Raw genomic sequence first — 207 nt, forward strand, 5'->3', positions numbered from 1 at the left:
CAGGGGTGAGGTGTCGGCCCCTAAACCAGCGAGGCGCGAAATTCACCAGCAGGCGCGGGAGATGTAGGGGGAGTGTCCGGGTGAAATCCTGTCTTCCGGCCGCCATAACGCCTCCACCGGCGAACGGCCGACACCTCTCCCCTGCCCCTCTCCTTACAGGAGAGGGGTTCCCCGCGCTTGATCGTCAGGAAGAAGAGACATCAGGAA

Source organism: Allobosea sp. Leaf344 (assembly GCF_001426225.1).
Lineage (GTDB): Bacteria > Pseudomonadota > Alphaproteobacteria > Rhizobiales > Beijerinckiaceae > Allobosea.